At 65.3% G+C, this 16,500-nt stretch carries 18 protein-coding genes; 9 read left to right on the top strand and 9 right to left on the bottom strand.

The window, feature by feature from the left end; genetic code table 11:
* Positions 1-95 precede the first annotated feature (95 nt).
* From ACW5DN_RS12845 to ku, 3 genes are all read right to left on the bottom strand, one after another.
* On the bottom strand, positions 96-923 hold the full coding sequence (locus tag ACW5DN_RS12845; RefSeq protein WP_456963414.1) for a murein L,D-transpeptidase catalytic domain family protein: 828 nt from the start codon (positions 921-923) through the stop codon (positions 96-98).
* Positions 924-1,016: 93 nt separating this feature from the next.
* Positions 1,017-3,497: a DNA ligase D gene (ligD, locus tag ACW5DN_RS12840; protein ID WP_456963205.1), complete on the bottom strand. Its 2,481-nt coding sequence runs from the start codon at positions 3,495-3,497 to the stop codon at positions 1,017-1,019.
* Positions 3,498-3,509: 12 nt separating this feature from the next.
* Entirely contained in the window at positions 3,510-4,457 is a 948-nt protein-coding gene (gene ku / locus ACW5DN_RS12835) for a non-homologous end joining protein Ku (RefSeq protein ID WP_456963204.1), read from the bottom strand.
* Between the two features lie 169 nt (positions 4,458-4,626).
* On the opposite strand from ku, the gene ACW5DN_RS12830 reads away from it, so the two are divergent.
* Positions 4,627-4,941, top strand: coding sequence for a DUF3247 family protein (locus tag ACW5DN_RS12830; protein ID WP_456963203.1), 315 nt, complete (start codon positions 4,627-4,629; stop codon positions 4,939-4,941).
* 153 nt (positions 4,942-5,094) lie between these two features.
* Here ACW5DN_RS12830 and ACW5DN_RS12825 read toward each other — a convergent pair whose 3' ends face one another.
* Positions 5,095-5,304, bottom strand: a complete 210-nt coding sequence (locus tag ACW5DN_RS12825) for a cold-shock protein (RefSeq protein ID WP_456963202.1) — start codon at positions 5,302-5,304, stop codon at positions 5,095-5,097.
* Between the two features lie 289 nt (positions 5,305-5,593).
* On the opposite strand from ACW5DN_RS12825, the gene ACW5DN_RS12820 reads away from it, so the two are divergent.
* Positions 5,594-5,857: a DUF3297 family protein gene (locus tag ACW5DN_RS12820; RefSeq protein WP_456963201.1), complete on the top strand. Its 264-nt coding sequence runs from the start codon at positions 5,594-5,596 to the stop codon at positions 5,855-5,857.
* A gap of 48 nt (positions 5,858-5,905) precedes the next feature.
* Here ACW5DN_RS12820 and ACW5DN_RS12815 read toward each other — a convergent pair whose 3' ends face one another.
* A complete protein-coding gene (locus tag ACW5DN_RS12815) occupies positions 5,906-6,697 on the bottom strand; it encodes a ZIP family metal transporter (RefSeq protein WP_456963200.1) in 792 nt (263 codons plus the stop codon).
* Between the two features lie 202 nt (positions 6,698-6,899).
* Between ACW5DN_RS12815 and ACW5DN_RS12810 the strand changes: the two genes are divergently transcribed.
* Together ACW5DN_RS12810 and ACW5DN_RS12805 are read left to right on the top strand one after the other, a co-directional pair.
* On the top strand, positions 6,900-7,667 hold the full coding sequence (locus ACW5DN_RS12810) for a HipA family kinase (protein ID WP_456963413.1): 768 nt from the start codon (positions 6,900-6,902) through the stop codon (positions 7,665-7,667).
* A gap of 10 nt (positions 7,668-7,677) precedes the next feature.
* A complete protein-coding gene (locus ACW5DN_RS12805) occupies positions 7,678-8,094 on the top strand; it encodes a DUF3037 domain-containing protein (protein WP_456963412.1) in 417 nt (138 codons plus the stop codon).
* On the opposite strand, the gene ACW5DN_RS12800 is transcribed toward ACW5DN_RS12805, so the two are convergent.
* The 4 genes from ACW5DN_RS12800 to ACW5DN_RS12785 all read right to left on the bottom strand — a co-directional run bounded on the left by ACW5DN_RS12800 (position 8,084) and on the right by ACW5DN_RS12785 (position 11,765).
* Positions 8,084-8,845: an ABC transporter permease gene (locus tag ACW5DN_RS12800; RefSeq protein ID WP_456963199.1), complete on the bottom strand. Its 762-nt coding sequence runs from the start codon at positions 8,843-8,845 to the stop codon at positions 8,084-8,086. The two genes, ACW5DN_RS12805 and ACW5DN_RS12800, sit on opposite strands and share 11 nt — an antisense overlap.
* On the bottom strand, positions 8,842-9,783 hold the full coding sequence (locus ACW5DN_RS12795; protein ID WP_456963198.1) for an ABC transporter ATP-binding protein: 942 nt from the start codon (positions 9,781-9,783) through the stop codon (positions 8,842-8,844). The genes ACW5DN_RS12800 and ACW5DN_RS12795 overlap by 4 nt, the downstream gene beginning before the upstream one ends.
* A gap of 161 nt (positions 9,784-9,944) precedes the next feature.
* Positions 9,945-10,076, bottom strand: a complete 132-nt coding sequence (locus ACW5DN_RS12790) for a putative transporter small subunit (RefSeq protein WP_456963197.1) — start codon at positions 10,074-10,076, stop codon at positions 9,945-9,947.
* A 27-nt stretch (positions 10,077-10,103) separates the two neighbouring features.
* On the bottom strand, positions 10,104-11,765 hold the full coding sequence (locus tag ACW5DN_RS12785) for a sodium:solute symporter family protein (protein ID WP_456963196.1): 1,662 nt from the start codon (positions 11,763-11,765) through the stop codon (positions 10,104-10,106).
* A gap of 293 nt (positions 11,766-12,058) precedes the next feature.
* Between ACW5DN_RS12785 and ACW5DN_RS12780 the strand changes: the two genes are divergently transcribed.
* The 5 genes from ACW5DN_RS12780 to ACW5DN_RS12760 all read left to right on the top strand — a co-directional run bounded on the left by ACW5DN_RS12780 (position 12,059) and on the right by ACW5DN_RS12760 (position 16,459).
* A complete protein-coding gene (locus tag ACW5DN_RS12780) occupies positions 12,059-12,763 on the top strand; it encodes a glycosyltransferase (protein WP_456963195.1) in 705 nt (234 codons plus the stop codon).
* 99 nt (positions 12,764-12,862) lie between these two features.
* The gene (locus ACW5DN_RS12775; protein ID WP_456963194.1) at positions 12,863-13,792 is read left to right on the top strand and encodes an alpha/beta fold hydrolase; all 930 of its coding nucleotides are present in this window, start codon (positions 12,863-12,865) and stop codon (positions 13,790-13,792) included.
* On the top strand, positions 13,789-14,373 hold the full coding sequence (locus tag ACW5DN_RS12770) for a hypothetical protein (protein ID WP_456963193.1): 585 nt from the start codon (positions 13,789-13,791) through the stop codon (positions 14,371-14,373). The genes ACW5DN_RS12775 and ACW5DN_RS12770 overlap by 4 nt, the downstream gene beginning before the upstream one ends.
* Complete coding sequence (locus ACW5DN_RS12765; protein ID WP_456963192.1) at positions 14,370-14,564, top strand: helix-turn-helix transcriptional regulator; 195 nt, start codon at positions 14,370-14,372, stop codon at positions 14,562-14,564. Before ACW5DN_RS12770 ends, ACW5DN_RS12765 begins: the two co-directional genes overlap by 4 nt.
* A gap of 200 nt (positions 14,565-14,764) precedes the next feature.
* Complete coding sequence (locus ACW5DN_RS12760; protein ID WP_456963191.1) at positions 14,765-16,459, top strand: tetratricopeptide repeat protein; 1,695 nt, start codon at positions 14,765-14,767, stop codon at positions 16,457-16,459.
* The last annotated feature ends 41 nt before the right edge of the window (positions 16,460-16,500 follow it).

Here is a 16,500-nt window from a genome sequence, read left to right as displayed (position 1 = left end):
GACAGGGCCAGCGCACAGGTCAGCACCAACCATCGGCGCCGGTGGACATGGATGGAGGTGGACGGATGCGGGTCTGAAATCACGGCAATCTTCCGTTATCGAGTGCCCTCGATCCTGCTGGAGCCTTGTTCGCGGTTGCGTGAAAGCCGATCGCCAGCCTTGCTCGCAACTGAAGCGATCGCCCCGTCCGGCTCACCCTCACCCGCACAGCCGAGGAAGCGCGAGCCTTTGAGCCACTCCATGTCGGGGTAGTAGGCGAACAGCAACTGGCCGCCCTTGAGGCTGTCGATCACCTCGCGGACAACGCCGCTGCGCAGCGCGGGGCAACCGAAGCTGCGACCCAGCCGACCCTGCCGCAGCGCCTGCACCGGGTCGACGTAATCGGCGCCGTGGATGACGATCAAACGCTCACGCGCGTGGTCGTTGACGCCCGGTTCCAGGCCATCCATCCGCAGCGAGTAGCCGTGGCCACCGATGTAGGTCTCCGCGGTACTGAACAAGCCCAGGCTGGATTGCAGGCTGCCCTCGATGTTGGAGAACTCGGTCGCGAGGTTGGCCCCGCTGTGCTTGCCGTGGGCGACGTGCTCGACGTACAGCAGGCGCGCATCGGCCAGCGCGAACACCCACAGGCGCGGCTCGGTCGATGGCCGCGAATAGTCGATCACCGCCAGCCGCTGGACGGGGTCCACCGTGCCACTGCCGACCGCGCACTGCTGCGCCTGCACCGCGAGCGCCAGCACCTGCGGATCGGCTTCCGGCGCGGCGCGCGCGAGGCGTTCAGCGAGGGTGGGTTGCTGGGGCACGGACGCCGCAGGCGGTGGCACCACGGCGGGCGCGACCGCGGCGACCGGCGGCGCGCTGGTGCAGCCGGGCAACAACGCCACCAGCAGCACCGCGGGCAGCCATGCCAGGCGCCGGGCCAGCGCGCGTGGCGATGCCGGGTTGGTCGAGCGTGAACTCATCCTTCACATTTTATCGACCGACGCATGTACGCGACTGAACGGCGCTGAACGACGTCAGGCCAGCTCGACCAGCTTCTGCCTCGCCGCCTTGTCCCAGCCGTCCCAGGGGTCCGTGCGCAGGCTCGCCGCACGCCGCAGGGCGCGCGCCATGGTGTAGTCGGCGCCCGATCGGGTGCGGCCGAGTTCCTCCCAGCGCAACGGCATCGCCACCCCCGCGCCGGGGCGTGCGCGCAACGACCAGCTGGCGACGCTGGTCGCGCCACGACCGTTGCGCAGCCAGTCGATGAAGATCACCCCGCGCCGCTTGGCCTTGGACGCGGTGGCGACGTACTTGCCTGGCGCCCGGGTCGCCATCGCATCGGCGAACGCACCGCAGAAACCCTTGACCTCGGCCCAGTCCGGCCCCGGCGCGATCGGCACCACCACGTGCAGGCCCTTGCCGCCCGTCAGTCGCAGGAAGCTGGTCATGCCGATCTCCGCCAGCCGGTCACGCACGTCGCGCGCACCGGCGCGGACGGCGGCCCACGCCACGCCTTCGCCGGGATCGAGGTCGAACACCAGCCGGTCGGGGCGTTCGATATCGTCGATCCGCGCTCCCCACGGGTGCAGCTCCAGCGTGTTCATCTGCACCAGGTCGAGCAGGCCGTCGGCGTCCTCGATGTAGACGTAGTCGTCGTGCCCGCCGCCCTTCTCCTTGATCGCCACCGCGTGCACCGCGTCACCCAGGGCGTTGGCGTGGTGCTTCTGGAAGAAGCACTGGCGTTTCAAGCCTTCGGGGCAACGCAACAGTGAAAGCGGACGTCGCGCGACCTCGGGCAACAGCCGGGCGGCGACTGCGCGGTAGTAGTCGGCGACCTGTTGCTTGGTGATCTTCTCCGCCGGGTAGACCACCTTATCCGGGCTGCTCAGCCTGCCAGTGCCCATGGTTTCCACGCCCTTTTCCATGTCCTTCACCTCTTTGTCCTCGCGCAGGCGCAGGAAGCTGGCCTGGCGCAGCAGACCCTCCTTGCCCCATCCGCGGAATGCCAGTTCGGCCACCAGTCGCGGTGCGACCCAGGTCACCTCGCGCGGCGAAAACGGGATGTGGCCGGGCAAGGTCACGGTCGGCTCCTTGCGTGCAAGCTTGCGCAGGCGTGCAGTCATCCCGCGCAACTGCGCCTCGGTGAAGCCGGTGCCAACCCGGCCGACGTACTTCAGTCGTCCCGACTCGCGGGTCGCCATCAGCAACGAACCGAAGCCGACCCGCGACCGCTTGGGCGCAGTGAAGCCGACGATGACGAACTCGTCGGTCTGCGCGTGCTTGACCTTGAGCCAGCTGCGCGAGCGCCCCGGCGTGTAGTGCGCATCGATCGCCTTGCTGATGATGCCTTCCATCTGCTGGGCCTTGCTGGCGACGAACACCTCGGCGCCATGGCCGACGATGTGCCGGCTGTAGGCGAGCACTCCGTTCGTTCCGATGCCGGCCAGCAGTTGTTCCAGCAATGCCTTGCGATCCTCCAGGCGGGTGCCGGAAAGGTCGATCCCGGCCAGCGTCGGCAGGTCGAACAGCACGTAGCGCAAGGTCGCGTTGGCGGTGCCCTGGATCGTGTGTTGCAGCGCGCTGAAACTGTTGTGCCCCTTCGCGTCGAGCGCGATCAACTCGCCATCGAGGCTGGCATCGGTCGCGCCGAGCGACTCCAGCGCGGCGACGATGTCGGGATAGTCGGCGGTCCAGTCCAGGCCGTTGCGCGAGCGCAGGCGGGCCTTGCCGGCGTTGATCCGGGCCAACAGGCGATAGCCGTCCCATTTCAGCTCGTGCAGCCAGTCATCGCCGGTCGGAGGCGACTCACGCAGGGTCGCCAGTTGCGGGGCGACCCTGGTGTCGCCGTGCAGCGGCCTGGCGCCGGCCAGCGCGGTGGCGCGCGCGCTCCAGTCGACCTTCCGTCGGCGGGGGGACTTCTTCGCGGGCGTTTTCTTCGCGGGCTTCGCCGGAGCCGAAGGTCGCCGTCCCTTCCAGCCCCGCGGGATCTCGCCCTCGACCAGGTCATCGGATTCCAGGTCGGCGGCGTGCTCGTCGTCGCGCTTGATCAACAGCCACTGCGGCTTGCTTGCCGACTTGGCGGTGCGCACCAGCTTCCAGCCGCCGCCGAGCTTGCCACCATGCAGGACGAAGTCGATCTTGCCGACCGCCAGCGCCTCCAGCGGGTTGCCATCGCAACTCCAGACGCCGTGGTCGAACACGTCGACGTGACCGGCGCCGTAGTGGCCCTCGGGGATGTCGCCCTCGAACGAGGCGTACTCCAGCGGGTGGTCCTCGACCTCGACCGCCAGCCGCTTCTCGCCGACCCGCAGCGACGGCCCCTTCGGCACCGCCCAACTCTTCAACGCGCCATCCATCTCCAGCCGGAAGTCATAGTGGCGGACGCTGGCGTGGTGCAGCTGGACGACGAAGATCGGCCGCTTGCCGCGCCGGCGCTGGCGCTGGCGCCGGGCGTCCTCGGCCGGCTCGGGCGTGGCGTCGAGGCGACGCTTGCGGGCGTAGTCGCGCAGGCTCATGCCGACGGCGGCCTAAGCGGCCTTGCTGCGCTTCTTCACCGTTTTCTTCGTCGCCTTCTTCGCGGCCTTCTTCACCGGCTTCTTCGCCGGTTTCTTCGCGGCGGCCTTCTTGGCGGTCTTGGCGGTGGCCTTCTTCGCCACCGACTTCTTCGCCGGGGTGCGTTTGTTCCTGTCGATGCTTTGCTGCAGCAACTCCATGAAGTCGACCACGTTGGTGGTGGCGTGCTCCTCGACCTCCGGTTCCTCGTCGCCGTGGTGGACCACGCCCTTGTCCTTCATCCGCTTGGCGATGACCTCGTGCAGGCGATGGCGGAATTCGTCCTGGTAGCTTTCGGGCTCCCAGTCGCCCGACATGGTCTCGATCAACTGCTCGGAGAACTTCAGCTCCTTGGGCGTGATCCGGTAATCCCCGGCCTTGCCCTCGGGAATGCGGTACTCGTCGATGTCGACCAGTTCCTGCGGGTAGCGCATCATCAGCAACAGCAATGCATCGCCCTGCGGCATCACCGCGCACAGGCTCTCGCGGGTACGGATCACGACCCGCGCAATACCGATCCTGCCGGTGCTGGCCAGCGCTTCGCGCAGCAGCACGTAGCCCTTCTCGGCCTTCTTCGCCGGGACCAGCACATACGGTTTCTCGAAGTACTGCGGGCCGACCGAGGCGACATCGACGAACGCCTCCACTTCGATGGCGTCATGGCTTTCCGGTGCCGCCGACTTGATGTCGCCCGGGTCCAGCACAACGTAGTTGCCCTTGTCGTACTCGAACGCCTTGACGATGTCCTTCCAGGCAACCTCCTCGCCGCTGTCCGCGTTGACCCGCTCGTAGCGGATCGGGGTGTTGTCCCGCGCGTCGAGCATGCGGAACGAGATGTCGGTCTTGCGTTCGCCCGACATCAGCGACACCGGGATGTTGAGCAAGCCGAACGACAACGTTCCAGACCAGATGGGGCGGGCCATGACGGGCTCCTGCGTGGCGACGGACGGTGGGCCATGGAGTATTGAAAGTCCGGCGTGATGCGCGTGTCGAGCCCGCCAGGCATAGGCAATCGCTTCGTGCGGCCCGTTTCACTACGACGTTGCGCTGTCGAAGCTAGGGTTGGACTGGAACCCCACTCGAGCTATCAACATGTCCCGCATCGCCCATCGGATCCATACCGCACCTGCCGAGATCACCCGCCTTCAACAACTCATCGCGCAGCTGACCGGCGGCGCACATGTCGCATTGCAGATGGAAGACGGCAGCGAGGTCCTGGGTATCGTGGTGGTGCAACCCAGCGCCCAGGCGTTCTTCGATCACGATGGCACCGAAGGCACCAACGCCATGGTCCGTCTGGTCCAGCCCGGGATGTACCAGCCCGAGCGCGCCGGCTGGCGTGACGTCTGGGTGGATCGGATCCAGTCCATCAACCGGATCGACCCATGCCCGGTGTTGCCAAGCTGATCAGTGCGACCTGCGAGGTTTCCGCACGGGTCGGGGCGCTCCCAAAAGAAAACCCGGCCGAGGCCGGGGCGCTCCCAAAAAAGAAAACCCGGCCGAGGCCGGGTTTTCCTGATATCTCGTGTGATCGCCGAGGCGACTACAGTTGATCGACGCTTAGACCGCTTCTACCGCGTCAGCCTGCAGGCCCTTCTGGCCCTGGGTGACGGTGAAGGTGACCTGCTGGCCTTCCTGCAAGGACTTGAAGCCCTGACCCTGGATCGCGCGGAAGTGAACAAACACGTCCTCGCCATTCTCACGGGAAATGAAGCCAAAGCCCTTGGCATCGTTGAACCACTTGACGGTACCGGTTTCACGGTTCGACATTTTCTTGCTCCTTGGAACAGTTTTTGAAATACCGCTTTCGCGGCGGTTGTGCTGATTGCAAGGAGTAAGCGAGGTGCAACGATGTAGCGGATCAAGGATCTACAGCATCGGGCCACGATTCACGGTGACCCTGACAAACAGCAAGCGCACCGTAACGGCACTGGCGACGGATTGCAATACCCCTGTTCGGCCCGGCCGCGTTTCGTTCACAATGGCATTCCAGCGATCACTCCAGTACCACGCTTGGCCGCCATGCTGGCCGTCAACCCGCCCATCCAGAGCCATCCTCATGACTGACCCGCAGACCCCACCCGACCGCCTTGCCGCCAACCCGCGCAGCCCCTACTACGACGCAGAGCCGTTCGAACGCGGCATCGGCATCCGCTTCAACGGCGAGGAAAAAACCAACGTCGAGGAGTACTGCGTGAGCGAAGGCTGGGTACGCTTGCCGGTCGGCAAATCGCTGGGCCGCCGCGGCAATGCGATGACGATGAAGTTCAACGGGACGGTCGAGCCGTATTTCCTGGACGCCGAAACCCCGCCAGCGGAATGACAGGCCCGGGGCGGCGCCCGATCAAGCGTCAGGCCCCACCGCTCCCCGTCAGGCCATCGCGGTGTCCAGCACCATCATCAACACGAAGCCCACCATCAAGCCGGTGGTGGCGAAGTTCTCGTGACCCTGCCGGTGTGATTCGGGGATGATCTCGTGGCTGACCACGAACAGCATCGCGCCAGCGGCGAAACCCAACCCCACCGGCAACAGCAACGGCATGCTCATCAGCAGGCTGGCTCCCAGCACCGCGCCAACCGGTTCGATCAAGCCTGACGCCATGCCGACCCACACCGCACGCTTGCGGTCGTAACCCGCCGCAATCAGCGCGATCGCCACCACCAGCCCCTCCGGAATATCCTGCAGCGCGATGCCGGTCGTCAGCGCCAGTCCATGCTGGAAGTCAGACGCATAAGCGGCTCCGATGGCCAGGCCTTCGGGCAGGTTGTGCAGGCAGATCGCGAACACGAACAGCCAGGTACGCTTGAGCCGCGTTGATGCCGGCCCTTCCGGACCCTTGATGAAGTGCTCATGGGGGATCAGCCGCTCCAACGCCATGATCAGTCCGGCGCCCAGCAGGATCGCCGCGCCCACCATCCATCCGGCGCTCCAACGGCCCGCGCCGGCTTCACGCGCGGCCTCGATCCCCGGCAACACCAGCGAGAATGCACTGGCGGCCAGCATCACCCCGGCGCCGAAGCCCAACAAGGCATCCTGGGTGCGCTGCTCGATCCGGCTCGCGAACCACGCCGGCAACGTGCCGACCGCCGTCGCGGCCGCGGCCACCGTGCCGCCCGCGAACGCCGCGAGTACCGGGTTCGCCTCAAGCGTGGACAGGAGCATCGTCGCCTCGTTGGTTCATTCCCGACCGCCTTGCTGATGAGCCGACAACGGATGGCGGCGACGATGGTTGCCTGAAACGATGCCGGCGAACCTGCAGCGTACGACGGTTTACGGGCTGGATAAAGTTCACACTGCCAGCTTCCGGAGCCCGGGTACTTTACGCTGGCAATCCTGCCCTCCAGGACCGACCAATCCGATGCAGCTGCGAACCGTCAACACCACCCGCTATGTCACCCCGTTGCGCGAGGGCGGCTCGCTGCCGGCCGTAATCGAAGCCGACGACGAGGGCATGTATGTGCTCAAGTTCCGCGGCGCCGGCCAGGGTCCCAAGGCATTGGTGGCGGAGCTGGTGGCCGGCGGTATCGCGAAGCTGCTGTCGTTGCCGATACCCGAGATCGTGCTGGTAGACCTGGACCCCGAGCTGGCGCGCACCGAACCCGATCCCGAGATCCAGCACCTGATCCGCGCCAGCGCTGGCCTCAACCTGGCGCTGGACTACCTGCCGGGCGCGATCAACTTCGATCCGGTCGCCGATCAGCCGGAGGCCGATCTAGCCTCGCGCATCGTCTGGTTCGATGCCTTCACCAGCAACGTCGACCGCACCTGGCGCAACACCAACCTGATGACCTGGCACGATCGGCTGTGGCTGATCGACCACGGCGCGGCGCTGTACTTCCACCACGGCTGGGACGGCTCCAACGCCAATGCCGGCAGCGCCTTCCCGATGATCAAGGAGCACGTGCTGCTGCCGCTGGCCGACTCGATCGCCCATGCCGATCACGAGCTCGCGCCCCACATCACCCGCGAGGCGCTGGAGGCGATCCTGGCCGCCGTCCCCGACAGTTGGCTGATCAGCGACGGCCGGCTGGCCGAGCCGGATGCGCACCGGGCCGCCTACGTCGAGCACTTCCTCCAGCGGCTGGCGCAACGCCAGCGTTTCGTCGAGGAGGCCATCCGTGCACGACGCTGAACATACGGCAATGGAGCCGCGGCCCCTGCACACCTACGACTACGCGGTGATCCGGGTAGTGCCGCGGGTGGAGCGCGAGGAATTCATCAATGTCGGCGTGGTCCTGTCGTGCCCGGCGACTGCGTTCCTGCAAGCCCGCATCGAGCTGGACGAGCCCCGCCTGCTCACACTGGCCCCGTCGATCGAACTGGCCTCGGTGCGGCGCCACCTGTCAGCGTTCACCACGATCTGCAGCGGCGGGCCGGGCAGCGGTCCGATCGGTGCGCTGCCGGCGCGCGCACGCTTCCACTGGCTCACCGCGCGGCGCAGCTCGATGATCCAGACCTCACCGGTGCACCTGGGCCGCTGCACCGATGCCGCGGTCGCGATCGAGCACCTGTTGGCGCAAATGGTGCGGGTGTTGCCGAAGCCGCCGGTCAGGCCTTGAGCTTCCAGCCGGTCTTGAAGATCCACCACACCGCAACCAGGCACGCCGCCAGGAACCCCAGGATCACCGCGACACTGATCCCGACATCAACGTCCCCCGCTCCGTAGAAGCTCCAGCGAAAGCCGCTGACCAGGTACACCACCGGATTGAACAGGGTGATCGTCTGCCACACCGGTGGCAGCATCTTGATCGAGTAGAACGCACCGCCCAGGAAGGTCAGCGGCATCACCACCATCAGCGGGATCACCTGCAGCTTCTGGAAGTCGTCGGCCCACAGCCCGATGATGAAGCCGAACAGGCTGAAGGTGACCGAGGTCAGCAGCAGGAAACCCACCATCCAGAACGGATGGGCAATCTCGTAGGGCACGAACACCCGGGCAGTGATCAGGATCAGGATGCCGACCAGCACCGACTTGGTCGCCGCCGCGCCGACATAGCCCAGCACCACCTCGACATAGGACACCGGCGCTGACAGCAGCTCGTAGATGGTGCCGGCCCATTTGGGCATGTAGATCCCGAACGAGGCGTTGGAGATACTCTCGTTGAGCAGCGACAGCATCAGCAAGCCGGGAATGATGAAGGCGCCGTAGCTGACCCCGTCGATGTCGCCCATGCGCGAACCGATCGCGGCACCGAACACCACGAAGTACAGCGAGGTCGACAGCACCGGTGAGGCGATCGACTGGGTGATGGTGCGGAAGGTACGCGCCATCTCGAAGCGGTAGATCGCGCGGATGCCGTGGATATTCATGCGCGCACCTGCTGGTTCGACTGCCGCACCAAGTGAACGAAGATGTCCTCCAGCGAGCTCTCGCTGGAATGCAGATCCTTGAAATCGACGCCCTGCTCGGCCAGTTGCCGCAGCACGCTGGCGATGCCGGTGCGTTCGGATTGCACATCGAAGGTGTAGACCAGCGACGCGCCATCCTCCGCCAGTTCCAGCGGCAGCGCCGACAGACCCTCGGGGATGCGTTGCAGCGGCTCCTGCAGGGTCAACGTCAGCTGTTTCTTGCCAAGCTTGCGCATCAGCGCGTCCTTGTCCTCGACCAGGATCAACTCGCCCTTGAGGATCACCCCGATGCGGTCCGCCATCTGCTCGGCCTCCTCGATGTAGTGGGTGGTCAGAATGATGGTGACGCCCTGCTCGCGTAGGCGGTGAACCATCTGCCACATGTCGTGGCGCAGCTCGACATCGACGCCGGCGGTCGGCTCGTCGAGGAACAGGATCTGTGGCTCATGCGCCAGTGCCTTGGCGATCAGCACCCGGCGTTTCATGCCGCCCGACAGCGCCAGGATCTTGCTGTCCTTCTTGTCCCACAACGACAATTCGCGCAGCACCTTCTCCAGGTGCGCCGGATCGGGCGCCTTGCCGAACAGGCCGCGACTGAAACGCACCGTCGACCACACGCTCTCGAACGCGTCGGTCGACAGCTCCTGCGGCACCAGGCCGATCTTGCCGCGTGCCGCGCGGTAGTCGGCGACCACGTCGTGGCCGTCGGCCAGCACCGTGCCGCTCGTCGGGTTGACGATGCCGCAGATGATGCTGATCAAGGTGGTCTTGCCGGCGCCATTGGGCCCAAGCAGCGCGAAGATCTCGCCCTTGCGGATATCGAGGTTGATGCCCTTCAGCGCCTGGAAGCCGGAGGCGTAGGTCTTGTCGAGGTTGCGGACGGAGATGATTGGTTGCACGCGTGTTCCGGTGGCGGCGCCAGTGACGGTGATCGTAGCGCCAGGTGGGGTGCAGGTTAGCGGGCTGCGGGCTGCGGTTAAACCCCGATCCAGAGGAAGCAACATCCCGCTCACGGGATACTCGGCGTCGACCGGCTCAAACTGCGGCTCAGGCCGTCGGTTCAGACCAGATCCTGGCCCTTGCGTCGCGCCGCGCGCGCATCGCGAACCACGCCAACGCCCATCACCACCATCGCCACCAACACGATCAGCGGCCACGCCAATACGTACGCCGTCATCAGGATGTCACGCATGCCGCACCTCTCTTGTTGTCCATGTCCTCATGTCTGGGTCGCGCCGCCGTCATCGGTCTGGAAGGCGGTAACGCGCTGCTTGATGAGCTCGAAATCAAACTCGTGCGGGTTACGCATGCTGATCAACGTGCATACCAGCGTGCTGACACCATAGGCGTTCAACGAACTCAGTAGCACCGTGTAGTCGCGCAGGAAGCCCAGCATGAACGGCATCAGCCCCAGCGCCGCAAGCACGCCGACTCCCAGGCCGATGCGCTTGCCGAAGAATCCGAACGCCATCAACCCCAACACTACGCCGGCCCCCAGCGCAGCGAAGACCTCCAGCACCAGCGCGACCACGCCTTCAATCGGTACCAACTCGAAGCGCGACACGATGAAGAACACCAGCGACACCGCCACGGCAGTGGTAAACGCACGATTGGTGACCCGCTTCCAGTAGAAACTAGCGATCACCGGGAACACGATCGACCCCCACAACGCGCCGACAAACACCAGCAAGTCGAGGATGTCGATCCGGAAGCTGGCGAAGATCAAACCCGCGGTGGTCGCCACGACCATCGTGATACGCCCGACCCAGAGCATCGTGGCCGGGTTGACCTTGCCACGTGCGAGGTTCTTGCCGTAGATGTCGGTCATCATGATCGACGACAATGCCGACAGGTCGGAGTCGGCCGTGGATGACAACGAGCCGATCACCATGATGAAGAAGATGCCGATCATCAACGGCGACAGATAGGTCGACGCCATCTGCGGGATCAGGTTGTTGTGGTCGCCATCGGCGGGCCCCATCCCGATCATCAGCGCGATAACGCCGATCATTCCTAGGCCGATCACCGTCGCCCCGTAGCTGACGGTGGCCATCAGGAAGGTCGGCTTGATCAGGTCCTCGCGGACCGCGAACAATCGCTGGGCAATGGTCTGGTTGCCAATCGCGTACGCAAGCACGGCGACGAAGTACGGCGCACCCTGCTCCAGGAATGCCTGGCGCGAGAAGAAACTGCCCTGCTCGGCACTGATCCGGTCCCAGCCCTGGGTGAACACTTCCGTCCCGCCAGCGCTGAAGAACACCAACGGGATGATCAGTGCCGCCGCGCCCATCATCGCCGCGACCTGGACAACGTCGGTCAGCAACGAGGCGCGGAAACCCGACCATAGCGTGTATGACAAGGTGCCGATCCCGGCAATGAGCACGCCATGCACGAAATCCAGCGGCGACAGCATCGCCACCAGCGCGCCGGCGGCGGTGAAATTGGCCATCAGGCTGATGATGCTGCCGACGATGTTGGAACCGGCCAGGATCAACTGACTCGAGCGGCCGTGGCGGGCATGCATGATCTCGGCCAGCGTGTGCGCTTCGGGCGCGACCTCACGGAATCGGCGTCCGAAGGGGTAGATGAAAAGAATCATCAACGCGCCCCACAAACCGTAGTGGATCGGCCCGGAAATACCGTACTTGTAGCCCGACGTGGCCGCCGCATAGAACGATGCCGCCCAGATCCAGGTCGCGGTCATGCTCGCGGCGGAAACACCGAAGCCGACCGAACTGCTCGATGTCATGTACCCGTCGACGTTCTCTTTCTTGTGCCCGATCCGGGTGGAAACCAGGAACGTCCCGCCGTAGAAGGCCAACATCAACAACAGCACGGTGGACGTTTGCAACTGATGGAACTCAAACACGGGAACGGCCAATGCTTCCTCCGATGACAGCAGGCCGAGGGCCGCTGGGTGAGACGCAGGAGCCGAACCACAACCAAACCACGCAAGCGCCGCAAAGGCGCACGTGGGATTGGAATCAAGTCCGTGATGACAGGGAATGACCACCTGTCCGGCTGCGTCATGGAGCAATCCGGGCCTGCCGCAGCGGGCAGTCACGCGCGCCGGATCGCAACGATGCGAAAGGCAAACCTTAACAGAGCGCGGCAGCGAACTCGAACCCGGGGGCATTGCCCGGAGCCCACGCAGCCATGTGCAACGATGGCCGCATGATTTCCTTCATCGTCCCGGCCCATGACGAAGAGCGGCTGATCGCCGCTACCCTGGAGGTCATCACCCACAGCGCGGGCGAGGTGGGCGAGCCATTCGAGAGCATCGTCGTTGACGATGCGTCCACCGATCGCACCGCCGCGATTGCCCGCCGCAGTGGCGCACGCGTCGTCCGCGTATCGCACCGGCAGATCGCCGCCACCCGCAACGCCGGCGCACGCGAGGCACGCGGCGACTTCCTGTTCTTCATCGATGCGGACACGCTGATCCATCCAGCCTATGTCCGCGCCGCGATGACGGCGATGCGCGAAGGCGCGGTGGGCGGTGGCGCGGGCGTGAAGCTGCTCGGCAAGGCGGCGCTGCACGAGCGGATCGGGCAGGTGATGCTGATCCATATATTCCGCTGGGTGGGCGTGACCCCGGGTTGCAGCCTGTTCTGCACCCGCGCCGCGTTCGATGCGGTCGGCGGTTTCGATCAGACCTACTACGCTGGCGAGGATGTCGCGATGGGCCGTGCGTTGGCCCGGCACGGGCGCCTGGTGATCCTGAAGGAGGTGGTGATGACCTCGGCGCGCAAGTTGCGTACCCACACCCTGGGCGAACAGTTGCGACTGCTGGCGCGGTTCCTGTGGCGTGGCCGGAAGATGCTCCGGTCACGACACGAATTGGGTATGTGGTACGGCAAGCGGCGTGACGAGCCCTGAATGCGACTGGCGGAAAACTTGATGTAAAGCATGCTTGACATATGCGATATCCGCTTCTACTGTTCGTGTCAAGCAACCTTTACATAAACGGAGCCGCCCATGCACCCGCTGATCCCACTTGCATTGCTTTCCCTGTTGGCGTTGCCCGCAGTCGCCCGGCCGGCCGCCGAGGTGGCGGTGTCGGCTGATGAAACCTTCACCATCGGCACCTTGCGCGTGCAACAACACGGCGTCAGCGGCCAGCCAGTGATCCTGATTCCGGGGTTGGCCAGCGGAGCATGGGTCTGGGACGACACCATCGCCCACCTGCGCGATTCCCACGTGGTCTACGCTGTGACCCTGGCGGGCTTTGACGGTGTGCCCGCGCCGCAGGGTGATGAAAGCTATTTTGATCGCGCTGCCGAATCGCTGGTCGAACTGATTGACTCGCGCAACCTCGAGCAGCCGGTGCTGATCGGCCACAGCCTCGGCGGCACGCTGGCGCTGGATATAGCAACCCGCCACGCCGACAAGCTGGCCGGCGTCGTTGCCGTCGACGGCCTGCCCGTGTTCCCCGGGTTCGAGCGACTGGGCGCCAGCGACCGACAGGCCCATGCGAAACAGATCGGTGCGCAGATGGCGAACGCCAATGCCGAGCAGTTCCAGGCCATGCAACTGGGCTACATGCAGGCCATCGGAGTGATTGATCCGACCCTGGCGATGAAAACCGCGGCCTTGACTGCGCGCAGCGATCCCGCCGCGACTGGGCGCTACGCCGCCGAAGACCTGGCGCTGGACCTGCGCGACCGGCTATCGGCCGCGACGGTGCCCATCCTGGAAATATCGCCCTACAACGCACCGGACTTCAGCACCCCGCCGATGGTGATGAGCGAGACCGAAAAGGTCGATTACTACCGGCAACTGCTCGCCGGCGCGCCGCAGGTGGACGTGGTGTCCATCTCCCCGTCCCGGCACTTCGTGATGCTCGACCAGCCACGGAAGTTCCTCGAGACCGTGGATGATTTCCTCGCCACACTGGTGTCGCCATGACTGCATGGAACAAGCTGACCAATCGCCGCTTCATGCTGGCCCTCGGCTTAGCTACGACCAGCGTAGGCATGGCACTGATCCTCGGTGGATGGCTGATCGACAGTCAGGCACTGCTCGAAGGGGGATTGATCTGTGCCGGCACCGGCGCGATCTGGCTGGTGTGCGCACGGTGGACCAACACCGACCGCATGCGCACCGTCGACCGGCGCTATGCGCGTGAGTTCTTCCTCGCCATTGGAAGCTACATGGCCATCATGCTGCTGGTCTGGCCAATGCTCGAATACGTGCAGGGCACAGCGGCGCGGACGCTGATCGCCCTGTCTCCGGTCCTTCCAGTGGTGTTCATCGGTCGGTCGGTGATGCGTCGGGTTCGCGACGGCGATGAGCTGGAGCGGCGGATATTCCTGGAGGCTGCGGCCATCGCCGGGTTGACGGTCGGCGTACTGAGCATGGCCGCCGCTTTCCTGCAAACCGCAGGTCTCGTTCACCTTCACGGCGGCTTGATGTGGGTATTTCCCGGCCTGTTTGCCGTATTCGGCATTGCGCTGTGGTGGACCAAGCGACGGTATCGCGAAGAATGAAAAACCACCTGCGCACGTTGCGTAATCAACAGGGTTGGTCGCAGGCCCACCTGGGCGAGCAACTGGATGTATCGAGGCAGACCATCATCGCGATCGAGACCGGCAAGTACGATCCCAGCCTGCCGTTGGCGTTCAAGATTGCGCAGTTGTTCGACTTGCCGATCGAATCGATCTTTATTCCCGGACCGTGATCGGATCAACCACGGCAGCGCTTGCGATGGATGCCCTCGTCACCGGACGGACCGTTGCTGGTGTTCCAGGTCCATTGGAGGGCGTGGCACTGGCGTGATTTTTGCTTGCTTTTCTTTGTGGGTTCGTCCTTGCATATTGCACTTGCGGTCGACTTCTCGCAGGCGTAGAAAAGATTCAGGGGGAGCTTCGGAGGCTCACCATGAACCGTTCCCATCACGCCGCCCTGTTCGCCGCCGCGATCACCTTCGCCGCCGCCTGCACCGGCCCGCACGACGGTCCCGCGGCCATTGTGCAAGCCGCTTCACCGCCGGAATCCGCACTCGGGGTCAACCTGCTCGAAGGGCTCGGCGACTACCATTTCGCGGTCACCAGCGACCATCCCGAGGTGCAGCGCTGGTTCAACCAGGGCCTGATGCTCACCTACGGTTTCAACCACGACGCCGCCGAACGGTCGTTTCTGCGCGCGACCGAACTCGATCCCAAATGCGCGATGTGCTGGTGGGGTGCGGCTCTCGTACTTGGCCCACACGTCAACGCGGCAATGGATCCGGAAAACACTGCGCGCGCCTGGGAGCGCCTGCAAAAGGCCCGCTCACTCGCACCCGAGGCCAGCACGCGCGAACAGGCCTTCATCAAGGCCCTGTCGGCACGCTACGCCGATAGCCCGCCCGCGGACCGTGGTCCGCTCGACGAGGCCTACGCCGATGCCACCCGCGTGCTGATACACGAACGTCCCGAGGACCTCGACGCCGCCACCCTCCACGCCGAGGCGCTCATGGACCTGCAGCCGTGGAACTACTACGACGCCAAGCGGCAGCCGAAGGGCAACACCCGTGAGATCGTCACGACGCTGGAATCGGTGATCGAACGCAACCCGGACCATCCCGGCGCGCTGCATCTGTACGTGCACGCGGTAGAAGCGTCCGACAATCCACAACGCGGGGTCGTTGCCGCCGATCGCCTGCGCGAATTGATCCCCGGCTCCGGCCACCTGGTCCACATGCCCGCTCACATCTACTCGCGGGTCGGCCGCTGGCACGACGCGGTGATCGCCAACCAGCGCGCGATCGAGGCCGACGACGCCTACCTGGCGCTGTGCCGCGGCAACACCGGCGGCGTCTACCCGCTCGGCTACGTGCCGCATAACCACCACTTCCTGTGGTTCGCCGCAAGCATGGAGGGTAACAGCGAGATCGCCCGCACCGCCGCGCTGGAGACCGCCGAGCGCACCCACCTGCCCGAGCTGATGCGCCAACCGGGCTTCGCCGCCCTGCAGCACTACTGGATGACGCCGTGGTTCGATCGCGTGCGTTTCGGCCGCTGGGAAGAGATCGTCGGCCAGCCCAACCCGGCACCGGACCTGCCGTACGTCAGCGCGATCTGGCATTACGCCGAAGGCACTGCGGCGGCACGGCAGCAGCGCGCCGCCGATGCACAACGCCACCTGGCCGCGTTGCGCACGCTGGCCGATGACCCGAGCATGGAGACGCTGATGGTCTGGGACCGTTATCCGCTCAGCCACGCCGTGCGTATCGCAGAGCGCAGTCTCAGCGCCGAGGTGGCGAACGCGAGCGGTGACCTCGATACCGCGATCATCGCGCTGCGCGAGGCGGCCGTGACCGAGGACGCGATTCCCTACGATGAGCCGCCGGGCTGGCACGCGCCGGTACGCCATACGCTGGGCGCGTTGCTGCTGGCCGCCGACCGTCCGATGGAAGCCGAGGCGGTGTATCGGGAGGAACTGGAACGCAACCCGGCCAACGGCTGGTCTCTGCATGGCCTGGCGCAAAGCCTGCAAGCGCAGAAGCGCACAAGCGATGCCGCCGAGGTTGAACGGCAGTTCGCGCAAGCGTGGCAGCACGCCGATGTGGAACTGCTGGCGTCACGGCTGTAATCCGATCCATCGCACGGTCACAACGCATGGTTGTCCGGCGA

The sequence above is a fragment of the Lysobacter sp. A289 genome (assembly GCF_054072675.1).
This window is presented reverse-complemented; position numbering and strand designations above follow the sequence as displayed.